The 11,724-nt window shown below is 54.3% G+C and carries 11 protein-coding genes and 1 riboswitch; of the genes, 6 read left to right on the forward strand and 5 right to left on the reverse strand.

Annotated features, from left to right (window positions below):
• Nucleotides 1–42: 42 nt before the first annotated feature.
• From arsA to BT142_RS10560, 5 genes are all read right to left on the reverse strand, one after another.
• The gene (gene arsA, locus BT142_RS10540; RefSeq protein ID WP_072418160.1) at nucleotides 43–1,779 is read right to left on the reverse strand and encodes an arsenical pump-driving ATPase; all 1,737 of its coding nucleotides are present in this window, start codon (nucleotides 1,777–1,779) and stop codon (nucleotides 43–45) included.
• Nucleotides 1,779–2,162 (reverse strand): arsenite efflux transporter metallochaperone ArsD, encoded by a 384-nt coding sequence (gene arsD, locus BT142_RS10545; protein WP_072418161.1) that lies wholly within the window; start codon nucleotides 2,160–2,162, stop codon nucleotides 1,779–1,781. The genes arsA and arsD overlap by 1 nt, the downstream gene beginning before the upstream one ends.
• An 89-nt stretch (nucleotides 2,163–2,251) precedes the next feature.
• Nucleotides 2,252–3,298, reverse strand: coding sequence for an ACR3 family arsenite efflux transporter (arsB, locus tag BT142_RS10550; protein WP_072418162.1), 1,047 nt, complete (start codon nucleotides 3,296–3,298; stop codon nucleotides 2,252–2,254).
• Between the two features lie 82 nt (nucleotides 3,299–3,380).
• A complete protein-coding gene (locus tag BT142_RS10555; protein WP_072418163.1) occupies nucleotides 3,381–3,818 on the reverse strand; it encodes a C-GCAxxG-C-C family protein in 438 nt (145 codons plus the stop codon).
• Nucleotides 3,819–3,834: 16 nt separating this feature from the next.
• The gene (locus BT142_RS10560; RefSeq protein ID WP_072418164.1) at nucleotides 3,835–4,146 is read right to left on the reverse strand and encodes an ArsR/SmtB family transcription factor; all 312 of its coding nucleotides are present in this window, start codon (nucleotides 4,144–4,146) and stop codon (nucleotides 3,835–3,837) included.
• 330 nt (nucleotides 4,147–4,476) lie between these two features.
• Between BT142_RS10560 and BT142_RS10565 the strand changes: the two genes are divergently transcribed.
• The 6 genes from BT142_RS10565 (at nucleotide 4,477) to BT142_RS10590 (ending at nucleotide 11,696) form a co-directional block, all read left to right on the forward strand.
• The gene (locus BT142_RS10565) at nucleotides 4,477–6,486 is read left to right on the forward strand and encodes a cellulase family glycosylhydrolase (protein ID WP_242871965.1); all 2,010 of its coding nucleotides are present in this window, start codon (nucleotides 4,477–4,479) and stop codon (nucleotides 6,484–6,486) included.
• Nucleotides 6,487–6,565: 79 nt separating this feature from the next.
• Entirely contained in the window at nucleotides 6,566–7,138 is a 573-nt protein-coding gene (locus BT142_RS10570; RefSeq protein WP_072418166.1) for a Type 1 glutamine amidotransferase-like domain-containing protein, read from the forward strand.
• Between the two features lie 72 nt (nucleotides 7,139–7,210).
• Nucleotides 7,211–7,296: riboswitch (Fluoride riboswitch) on the forward strand.
• A 42-nt stretch (nucleotides 7,297–7,338) separates the two neighbouring features.
• Nucleotides 7,339–8,541, forward strand: a complete 1,203-nt coding sequence (locus BT142_RS10575; protein ID WP_072418167.1) for a cation:proton antiporter — start codon at nucleotides 7,339–7,341, stop codon at nucleotides 8,539–8,541.
• A 236-nt stretch (nucleotides 8,542–8,777) separates the two neighbouring features.
• A complete protein-coding gene (locus BT142_RS10580; RefSeq protein ID WP_072418168.1) occupies nucleotides 8,778–9,329 on the forward strand; it encodes an RNA polymerase sigma factor in 552 nt (183 codons plus the stop codon).
• Nucleotides 9,326–10,840, forward strand: coding sequence for a serpin family protein (locus BT142_RS10585; RefSeq protein WP_072418169.1), 1,515 nt, complete (start codon nucleotides 9,326–9,328; stop codon nucleotides 10,838–10,840). The genes BT142_RS10580 and BT142_RS10585 overlap by 4 nt, the downstream gene beginning before the upstream one ends.
• 226 nt (nucleotides 10,841–11,066) lie before the next feature.
• Nucleotides 11,067–11,696 (forward strand): TetR/AcrR family transcriptional regulator, encoded by a 630-nt coding sequence (locus BT142_RS10590; protein ID WP_072418170.1) that lies wholly within the window; start codon nucleotides 11,067–11,069, stop codon nucleotides 11,694–11,696.
• Nucleotides 11,697–11,724: the final 28 nt, after the last annotated feature.

Here is an 11,724-nt window from a genome sequence, read left to right on the forward strand (position 1 = left end):
TTTCTTCAAGAGAAAGGCGTGCTTTTGTGCGTATCGGTATTTTCAGAGTTTCAGGAGCGTATCTCCCCTGACCTCCTCGGTCTGCCACTTCACCAGTGCGAAACTGCCGTTGGTGCGGCGGCTGATGCGGTCTATCCACTCCGCCTCGTTCGCCGCCTTTGCGCGGAGCATTCCGTTGGTTATCTCGGCGGCGCTGAACGAGGAATTTATCACCCACCACTGTGCGCGGATGTCAGCCCTGTTCAGGTCGTCCTCCAGACGTTCGGCTTCGTAGACGGGCGTAGCTTCGGGCAGGGTCACAATGATGACCTCGGTCTCCTCCGACCGCAGACGTGGTAGCAGCTGTCTGACCGATTCGGGAGTCTCGCCCTTCGTGCGCTGTATCTCCCTGTTGTAGCTTTGGGTGGATTCCAGCAGGAGCAGGGTGTGACCGGTGGGGGCAGTGTCGATGACGACTATACCGTCATCCGCCTTCCCAACTATCTCCGCGAATGCGCGGAATACCGCTATCTCCTGCGTACACGGCGACCGAAGGTCTTCCTCGATGTAGGCAAGGTCGGAGTCTGCCATACCGCTCTCACGGGCTTTGTCCAGCACCTCGGTCTGATACTTTTTCAGCTCGGCTTTCTCGTCGATGCTGCTCATGGTAAGGTTTCCGCCGCCGCTGATGACGTATTTCAGATGTGCCGCAGGGTCGGTGGTAGTCAGATGGACTTTCAGCCCTTTCTGCGCCAGTCCCAGCGCCACAGCCGCCGCAACGGTGGTCTTTCCGACGCCGCCCTTGCCCATGGTGAAGATGACCTTCCTGTGCCGTTCCGCGAGGTGTTCCACCAGGTCGGACAGGCGCTTTGCCGCCGTCCCTTCGGACGACGTCTGAGTGCAGGTGCCGCTGTCACTGCTGAGCAGAGCGCGGATGTTGCCTATCCCCGCGACGTTGTATGCACGAAGCGGAATGGTGAAGACCGAAAGCTCCCTCAGCCGTTCGGGCATGGCGCCGAGGGCTTTCTGCTGTTTTGCGTACAGGCTGTCGGAAACGCTGTCGTCGTGCTGACCGAGCACGCCGTTTATCACAAGGAACTGATTCACGATGCCCAGCTCGCTGAGTTCGGCGCTCGCTCTCGCGGCTTCTTTCAGCGGCGAATCTTCGGGGCGGGTCACGAGGATGAGGGTGGTCATCGAACCGTCGGCGAGGGTCTCCACCGCCTGCTTGTAGACCGCTTTTTTGGACTCAAGACCCGAAAGCTGTCCGAGACAGGAAGCTCCGTGGGTGCTCTCGCTGATGAAACTGCTCCACGCCGACGGGAGCTGAAGCATCCTCAGCGTGTGTCCCGTGGGGGCGGTATCGAAAATTATGCAGTCGTAGCGGCCGCGTATCTCATCGTTGGTGATGAAGCCCGAGAACTCGTTGAAAGCGGCTATCTCCACGGTACACGAACCCGAGAGCTGTTCTTCCATATTGGCGATAACGCTGTCGGGCAGTTTTCCGCGGAAAGGCGCGATGACGCTCTCGCGGTATTCGGCAGCCGCGGTGAGAGGGTCGAGGTTCGCGGCGGTGAGGTTCGGCACATCGGGTATCTCAACGCCCTTGTTGTCAAGCTCCATCGCGAACACATCCTGTAGGTTTGAAGCGGGGTCGGTGCTGATGAGCAGGACTTTTTTACCGCTGTCGGCGAGTGATACGGCGGCGGCGCAGGCGGCGGAAGTCTTCCCGACGCCGCCCTTCCCCGTGAAAAAGACGTATTTTGTCTTTATCGTTCTGATAGGGTCAAAAACGCTCATCAGCAGCATCCTCCTCCGCTTCCCGAACAGCAGCAGCCACCGTTATTTCCGCCGAAGTCCTGCGGAAGAAGTGCCGAAGCAGGCAGTTCCAGCAGGTCGAGAAGTTCGGTGTTTGAGGGGTATCTGCCCTCGATGACGATGCTGCCGTCCACCAGCACAACGGGCAGAGCCTCAGCGCCTTTTTTGTTGATAAAGGCGTTCACCGTCTGATTGGTGATAAACTCCAGCGGCGTACTGTTGAGGTTGAAGCGTCTGACGGTCACGCCGTTCTTTTTCAGGCGGTCGAGCATGGTGGTGATGCGCAGCAGCTCGGGATCGACGCTCGCTCCGCAAACGCCTGTTTCACAGCACAGGGCAGGCTCAAAGATCTGCATTTCTTTCATAGTCAACAAACTCCTTTACATTGGTCGTTTTTTCATCTATCTGAATTTCGGGTCAGACAATTCTTTTGTGAGTAAGACAGATACCGCGGTCAGCTTGGGAATCGTGATCTTGTCTTGTTTGCGAATCTGCACAGCATCAGCATCACGGGGACTTCGGTCAGCACGCCTACCGTCGTGGCAAGAGCCGCAGGCGACGACGTCCCAAACAGCGCCGCTGCCACCGCGACCGCCAGCTCGAAAAAGTTTGAAGCGCCGATCAGACCCGCGGGTGCGGCGATATTATGCGGCAGTTTCAGTGCCATGCAGACAAAGTACGCCGCGCAGAAGATGAAGAATGTCTGCAAAATCAGCGGCAGTGCTATCAGCAGGATGTGCAGAGGGTCTTCAAGGATGACTTTCCCCTGGAATGAGAAGATCAGCACCAGAGTCAGCAGAAGTCCGACTGTAGTGATGCCGTCGAATCTGTGCAGGAATGTGTTCGTGAAATAATCCGCGCCTTTCGCCTTCATGACGGCCAGCCGCGTGATTATCCCCAGCGCCAGCGGTATCACCACGAACAGCACCACCGAGATGAACAGCGTCGCCATCGGGACTTTCACATCCGAGACACCCAGCAGGAGCCTTACAATCGGCACGAACGCCACGAGTATGATAAGGTCGTTGGTGGCGACCTGCACCACCGTGTAGGCAGGGTCGCCCTTTGTCAGTGTACTCCACACGAACACCATCGCCGTGCAGGGAGCAGCACCCAGCAGCACCGCCCCTGCAAGATACCCCGTGGCGAGTTCGGACGGGATGAGCCCCCTGAACACTACCCTGAAAAACAGGCTCGACACCAGATACATAGAGAACGGCTTCAGCAGCCAGTTGACCGCCCATGTTACCAGCAATCCTTTCGGCTCTCTGCCGACGTTCCTGATGCTCCTGAAATCCACCTTCATCATCATGGGGGTTATCATCAGCCATATCAGCACCGCCATCGGCACGGAGATGCCTGCGTACTCGAATCTGTCCAAAAATTCGGGCAGCTGCGGCAGAAATTTCCCGATCAGCACCCCTGCCGCCATGCACAGCGCCACCCATACCGTCAGATACCGCTGAAACACGCTGATGCCGCTGTTCTTCGTCTGTTCCATTTTCATCACTCAGATATATTCATAAATTCAAATCTTTCAATGTCAACTCCAAGATAACAGCCGTGCTGAACACGGCTTTTTTTCACTCTCGGAGCAGTTTTTCGGTGAGAAGCACTGCGCTCTCGATCAGCTTCGGACAGAGGGTCGAAAAGAGCCCGTTCTGACGGGCTAACGCCTTCCCCTCATCGCACGAGATGTCGCAGTCAAGAAGCTCGCGGCAGATGTACGAACCATTCTCGGCGGCAAAATCCTCAAGGAACCTCGCCGCATATCCGTCTGCCCTCTTCTGCGACTCAAAGTCGCCGTCGGTGTGCATACCGTACCTCAGACCCAGCACCATCAGCGCACCTGTGCAGGCACCGCAGACCTCCGCCTTGCACATCCCGCCTCCGAAACAGGCGCTGACCCTCAGAGCCTCATCCCTCGTCATCCCGAGTTCTTCGGCAAAAGCGGCAAGCACAGCCTGCGAGCAGTAATACCTCTTTGAAAACAATTCACCTGCGGTCTCAGCGTGTCCCATAGCTGTCCTCCAAAAATCATTTACAGCAGCAGCACTCTTCCCCGCCGCCGCTGACCGTCGTCAGTTCCTCAATGCAGCCGAGAGCGATCCTTACGCCCTCTTCCGAGATGGAGTAGTGCATCCATCTGCCCTCTTTCCTGCCGACAACGAGTCCGCTGTCGGTGAGTATCTTCATGTGATGCGAAAGGGTCGGCTGACTGAGCTGCATCGCCTCAAGAAGCTCACAGGCGCAGCGCTCCCCTTTTTGCAGCAGACGGAATATCTGCACTCTGTTCTCGTCGCAGAGAGCCTTGAAAATTACTGTGATCTGTTTGTTTGTCAGTTCCATAATCTCACCTCATATCGAAGATCATCAATATTATATCACATATATCGAAGTTTGTCAATACTTTTTCTAAAAAAATTTTTTGATCCGCGCTCACGGTACGCGGGGTATTTTTAATAAAAAATCATAAATATTGCTCCTGTTTTTGCCGAAAGTTTACAATATCTCTATTGACAATTTACAGAATGAATGATACAATATAGTTACAATATTTAATATATTCAAAAGCGGATGCCGACCGAGGAAGAATCGGCATCCGCACGGCAATTTGGATACCTTAAAGCAGGGTATCCGGGAGAGGTGGATTTTTAAATGAACAGATTTTTCAAAAGGATGACTGCCGCTGCTTCTATCGCAGCACTCGCAGTTTCGGGCGCAGTACCGTGCTTCTCGGCAGCTCTGACATCGAGCGCAGCTACCGCAGCTGCTTCGGGACGCGTTGTTGCAGACGGCAACGATGACTGGCTGCACGCTAAGGGAAGCCGTCTTTACGACAAGGATGGCAACGAAGTATGGCTCACAGGTGCTAACTGGTTCGGCTTCAACTGCACCGAGTGCTCGCCTCACTATCTCTGGAGCGGCGACATCGACGACCTGGTAAAGGATATTGCAGATCACGGTGTAAACGTTCTCAGACTTCCCGTTTCGACCGAGCTGCTCTACAACTGGATGATCGGCGATCCCGACCCCATCAAGAGCATCAACCCCAACAACGACCCCAGCTACCCGTTCAACATTGACCTTATCAAGGATAACGGCGAGGTCGTAAACAGCCAGGAGCTTTTCGATGTGCTTCTCACCAAGTGCAAGAAGTACGGCGTAAAGTGCTTCATCGACATCCACAGCCCCGAATCCAATAACTCGGGTCATAACTACGGTATCTGGTACGGCAAGAGCTTTACCGCACGCAACGGCAAGGAAGTTGAAGTTACCACTCAGGTCTGGATCGACACACTTGCATGGTGCGCTGATTACTACAAGGGCGACGATACCCTTATCGGTTTCGACCTGAAGAATGAGCCTCACAGCACCTACGGCGGCGGTCCTGTTGACGCTATCTGGGACAACTCCGACGCTCCCAACAACTGGAAGAAGGCTGCTGAGGACTGCGCAGACGCTATCCTCGCAAAGAACAAGAACGCACTCATCCTCATCGAGGGTGTTGAAGGCTTCGAGGGTCACGGCGCATGGTGGGGCGGCAACCTCCGCGGCGTAGCCAAGTACCCCGTACTGCCCAAGGCAGGCACAAGCCAGATCGTTTACTCTCCGCACGACTACGGTCCTGTAGTAAGCGACCAGCCCTGGTTCCACAAGGATTTCACCGAGCAGACCCTGCTTGACGACTACTGGTACGATACCTGGGCTTACATCAATGACAAGGATATGTATCCGCTTCTCATCGGCGAGTGGGGCGGCACGCTCGGCGTTAACCCCGACAACGAGAAGTGGCTCGGACTGCTCCGCGACTACATGATAAAGCACCACATCAACCACACCTTCTGGTGCCTCAACGACGACTCGGGCGATACAGGCGGTCTGTGGAAGGATATTTCCTTCGGCACTACCACCGACGCATCGGGCAAGATAGTCGGCAAGACTAACATCAACTGGGATAAGACCAAGTATGAGGATTACTACTACCCCGCTATCTGGAAGACCCAGAAGACCAAGAAGTTCATCGGTCTCGACCACAAGGTGGCACTCGGCAAGAACGGCGTCTCGCTGAACGACTTCTACTCCAAGTACGCTTCCACCGAGGGCAGCAACCTTGACAACGGCACGATCGTAAACGGTCAGCAGCAGCCTCCCACACCTGTCAGCAATCCTACTGTTACCTACACAGCAGGAAATGGCAGCGTTACCCTTAGCTGGGGCGCAGTAAGCGGCGCTGAGATGTACGCAGTTTATCAGAAGGTAAACGGCAGCTGGACAAAGGTCGATGAGACTACAAGCACTTCCTACGTTCTGAAAAACCTTAAAGCAGGCACCAACTACGAGGTAGCCGTTATCGTTAAGGCTGACGGCAGCTGGAACACCGATTATTCCAACTCTATCATCGTTACCCCCGATTCCGGCACTCCCAAGTACCCCGTTGCCACCTCTTCGGTACAGGGCGACACTCTGAAGCTCAGCTGGAGCGCAGTTGATGGCGCAGACAAGTACTGCGTTGCTTACTACTCCGCAGGCAAGTGGAAGATCCTCGCTCAGGGCAACGTCCTCAGCTACACCAAGACCAAGGTCCCCGCAGGCACCTACAAGCTGGTAGTCGGCGCTAAGATCAACGGCGAATGGGATATCAGCAACCTGAACAAGAGAGCGTTCACTGTTACTATTTCCAAGTAATATCCGCTTTCCGCATAAAAAATATTCCGACAGCTTCTTCGGAGGCTGTCGGTTTTTTGCAAGTATCGGAGGTATTTTTATGTTGATATTAGGTTCATACGGATTCAGCCATCCGCTCACCCGAACAAAAATCAGCGGGCTTCTTCCCGACCGCACAGGCATAATGCTCATCATCCCCCTCGCGGGCGGTTCGTCGGCTGCCGAGAACGGCAGTTTCGAGAAAGAATGTGCCGTTTCACAGGGCTTTCTCCCCGAAAACATCACCGTCTTTGACGAAAACGAGCCCGACGCTGTCAGGGAGCAGAAATTCAGATATATCGTCGTTACGGGCGGCAACACCTTCACCCTGCTGCATCTTGTGAGAAAGTACGGGCTTGACAGCTTCATCAGACAGCAAGTCTCCGACGGGGCGGATTACATCGGCTTTTCGGCAGGTGCCTGCCTTGCCTGCCCTGATGTCGGATATATCAGGAACTTCGACGACAACATTTTTATTACCGACGGCGATTTTTCAGCCCTCGGGCTCACCGACAAATACGTGCTCTGCCACTACAACCTCAGGGGCTTCCGCGAGATACGTATGTGCAGGGAGTTCATCGGCCCCGAGCCCGAGCTTGTCACCATAAACGATGATGAGTTCGTACTGCTGTGACCCCGACGGACAGTCCGCCTGCGGATAGTGATTGACAATCCGCCGCAGATGTGCTATAATAGTAGAAGAAAATCTCATATCGGGAATGATGTTCTCCCGCATACGGCTCCGAGCGAGCCTGTGAAACCGCTTTCAAAGCTGATGACTTCTGCGTTCCTACGCAACCGTTGTCGGCTTTTTTATTTGTCAGGAGGTATTTTATGCTGCTGTCACTTGCGATAATTTTTCTTGTAGGGCTCTCCGCCGCTGCCATATCTGAAAGGATCGGCCTGCCCCGCATCATCGGTATGCTCGCCGTCGGTATCACGGTCAGTCCCTACGTCCTCGACCTGCTCGACCCGTCGATACTCGGGCTCTCGTCGGAGCTTCGGCAGATCGCGCTCATCATCATACTTGTGAAGGCAGGACTTTCGCTCGACCTCTCCGACCTGAAAAAGGTCGGCAGACCTGCGGTGCTGATGTCCTTCGTCCCCGCCTGCTTTGAGATCATCGGGTATGTGGTGTTCGCTCCGCTGCTGCTCGGTGTGGACCGCATCGAAGCCGCCGTCATGGGTGCTGTGCTGAGCGCGGTGTCTCCTGCGGTTGTGGTGCCGCGAATGGTGAAGCTGATCGAAGATAGATGGGGCACGCAGAAAAGCATCCCCCAGATGATACTTGCGGGAGCTTCCTGCGATGACATTTTCGTGATCGTGCTGTTCTCGACCTTCGTGACGATGGCGCAGGGCGGCACCGCACGGGCGGCCGACTTCCTGAACATCCCCGTTTCCATTGTGCTCGGCGTACTTCTGGGAGCGGCGGTGGGGGCTCTGCTGTATCTGATCTTCGAGAAAGCCTTTCGGCGCGGACACAATATCCGCAGCAGCAAAAAAGTCATCATCCTGCTCGGCACCGCCTTCCTGCTGATGAGCATAGAAACGCTCGTGAAGCCTTATGCGGCGGTATCGGGACTGCTTGCGGTGGTCGCTATGGCCTGCGTGGTGAAGCTGAAAGCGGAGCGGAGCGTTTCCGCAGGGCTGTCGGAGAAGTTCGGCAAGCTGTGGATCGGCGCGGAAGTCCTGCTGTTCGTGCTTGTGGGAGCCGCCGTCGATGTGCGGTACACCCTGACGGCAGGCGCATCGGCGCTGGCGATGATCTTCATAGCGCTGGCATTCAGGGCGGTCGGAGTGTGCCTGTGTCTGATCGGAACCGAGCTGAACACGCGTGAACGAGCCTTCTGCGTCATAGCATATCTCCCGAAAGCCACGGTGCAGGCGGCGATCGGCTCGGTGCCGATGTCGCTGGGTCTGCCCTGCGGAAAGATCGTACTCTCGGCGGCGGTGCTGGCGATCATCATAACCGCCCCCCTCGGCGCCATCGGCATCGACCGAAGCTACAAAAAACTGCTCGGTCACGACGTTCAATGACCAAAACAGCTTATTTCCTGAGGGAAACCTTTCTGAAGAAAGGTTCTCCCCATTGCCCAAAAGACGTGGCTGACAGCGCGAGAGCGGTCAATTAAGAATGGCAGGACCGATAAATACGCACAAAAGGACTTTGGAAAACGCGATAAAAATTTTTTTGAAAAATTTTTCAGATGACCGTTACCTAAGCGATATTGATCTCGTCTGTAAGGGTGAAGGAGACAACAAGGAGGTACATTATGGAAGATCTTCAGATAATAGAACTCTACTGGCAGAGAAAAGAGTCGGCAATCCATGAGAGCAGAAACAAATACGGCGGCTACTGTTCTGCCATTGCGAACAATATCCTTCATTCAGCGGAGGATTCCGAGGAATGTGTCAACGACACCTGGTTTCGGGCATGGAACGCCATGCCGCCCGAAAAGCCGAGCCGTCTGGCTGTTTTCCTCGGCAGGATAACCCGTAACCTTGCAATAGACAGATACCGCAGGGACAGGTCACAGAAGTTCGGCGGCGGACAGACAGCGCTCTGTCTTGACGAACTGGGAGAATGCATCGGCGAAGAGAGCCCCATAGAGGACAGGATAGCGTTAAAAGAGCTCATTGACGTCTTTCTGCACAGTCTTCCCGAAAAAAACAGAAAGCTATTCCTCCTGCGTTACTGGTACATGATGCCCGTCGCCGAGATAGCAAAACGGAACAATATGTCAGAAGGAGCTGTAAAAATGATATTACAGCGCGTAAGGAACAAACTGAAAGACTATTTAGAACAGGAAGGTGTAGGCGTATGAAAAATAAAGAAATACTTCTCGATGTTATCGGTGATACCGATGAAAGACTCGTGCCCGAACTGACAGCAAAAAAGAAAAAGAACAGCGTACTCAAATGGACGGCGCTGGGCGGCGTTTGTGCGGCGGCGGTGTTCGCCTGCGTGACCATTCTCCCGAAAACTCCCGTGGGCAAGACCGTACCCACCGAGTCATCGAACGGCTCGGCGAACGCTTCGGCACAGGACAAGGCGCCGTCTGTCGTCATCGGGAACAAGGTCGCAGAGCTTCTTGCGGAGGCGGTCTATCCCGAAATGCCGCAGTACCCCGATGAAACCAAAATTACTAACTGGAATGAATTAGAACCTGCGATCGAGGAATGGAACAACGCACGATCGGCTCTCAAAGATCAGCCCGAGGGCTATCAGGACGGGTTCGATACCTTTTTCCTGAACAGCACCAAGGCGTTTCTGAACAGCTCGAACGGTGAGAACTATGTTTACTCCCCGCTCAGCCTGTACATGGCGCTGGGTATGTCGGCGGAGATAACCGACGGCGAAAGCAGACAGCAGATACTCGACGCGCTCGCTCAGAGCGACATTGAAACTCTAAGGTCGCATTCTAAGTCTATCTGGCAGGCAAACTATTCGGACGACGGCATGGCGAAATGCGTTCTTGCCACTTCCCTGTGGACAAACAGCAGCGCCGAGTACAAGTCGGACACCGTGAACAGGCTTGCCGATACCTACTATTCATCCGTGTACGCAGGCGACCCCGCCTCGGCGGAGTACAACAAGATGTTCGGCGACTGGCTCAACACCCAGACCGACGGACTTCTCAGCGATCAGGTCGCAAACTTAAAGCTCGACCCCGGAATGATAATGACGCTGGCTTCTACCGTGAATTACAGCGGAAAATGGATAGATCAGTTCTCGCCCGAAGAAACCGAGCAGGCTGTTTTCCACGCTGTCGGCGGCGACATCAATTGCGACTTCATGAACGACCAACGTGATATGTATTACTACCGGGGAGACCATTTTTCCTCGGTCAGCCTGTCGCTCGAAAACAACGGCCACATGAAGCTGATACTTCCCGACGAGGGGTATACTCCCGCCGACATCCTGAACGACGCTCAGGCAAAGGAGCTGATGCTCAACTCAGACGACAACTACGAGAACGGCAAGTTCGTGAATGTCACCCTGTCTGTCCCGAAGTTCGACGTCTGCTCGAAGATAGACCTGCGCGACGGACTGAATTCGATGGGCATCACGAACATCTTCGACGCAAACAAGTCAGATTTCACTCCCCTGACGGACACGGACAGTATCTTCCTCAGCAAGGCCGAGCAGGACAGCCGTGTCACCATCGACGAGGAAGGCTGCAAGGCGGCTTCGATGACTGTCGCGATTTATTCCGGAGGTGTTATGCCCGATGAAAACGCGGAATTCATACTGGACAGACCGTTCATTTTTGAGATCATGAGTGATTCGGGACTTCCGCTGTTTGTGGGCGTTGTAAACAACCCTGTTCAGTGAGGCGTGCCTGCGAACATTACCGCAATAAAAAACATCAGATAGATACCATAAGCGGACTGCCATTCTGACAGTCCGCTTGTTTTTTGTATAAATATTACGCAAGCAAGTTGAATTTCGGCTGCAAACTGTAAAAACAGACAAATCTTCATGGAACATCTTGACAAACGGAGTATTTTGAGTTAAAATAACATTGTTACGTAACGCCGTTATCAAAGGAGAAAGAGATATGCCCGAAAGAAATTCAGACAACAATGAGAGCCGCAAAAAGCTCATCGAGTGCGCAAGGCGTGAGTTCCTCGAAAAAGGCTTCGCGAAAGCGTCGCTTCGGAAAATAACCTCCGACGCGGGGCTGACAACAGGTGCGGTTTACTTCTTCTTCGGGGACAAGAACGGTCTCTTCGAGGGGGTCGTGGGTGAAGCCCTCGGTCAGCTGACGGAAGTGCTGGAGCAGCATTTTTCCGAGGACACCGAGAGCGACTTCTCGGTCTATCAACAGCAGGACGGCGACCACGACGCTTTAACGGAAGCGCTCGTAAACGTCATCTACGACCACTATGACGAGATGACGATACTTCTTGACCGCTCGGCAGGCTCGAAGTACGAGGGTTTTCTCGACGGCATCATCGACAGGCTTGACGCGATCTATATCGAGCTCGCCGCAAAATACGCCGCCGTCATGCCGGGAAAGCGGGTCAACCGACAGATGCTCCACTGGCTCACCCATATGCAGGTGAACGCCTTCCTCCACATGATGCAGCACGAACGGGACAAGGAGAGCGCACTTCACTTCATCAGACCTGTGATGGATATGCTCATCAAGGCGTGGATGGAGTATTCGCTTGAAAATGAAGTATGATGCGGTTCGCCGCGTTATATTTTGGAAT

This window comes from Ruminococcus sp. YE71 (genome assembly GCF_900119155.1).
Taxonomy (GTDB): domain Bacteria; phylum Bacillota; class Clostridia; order Oscillospirales; family Ruminococcaceae; genus YE71.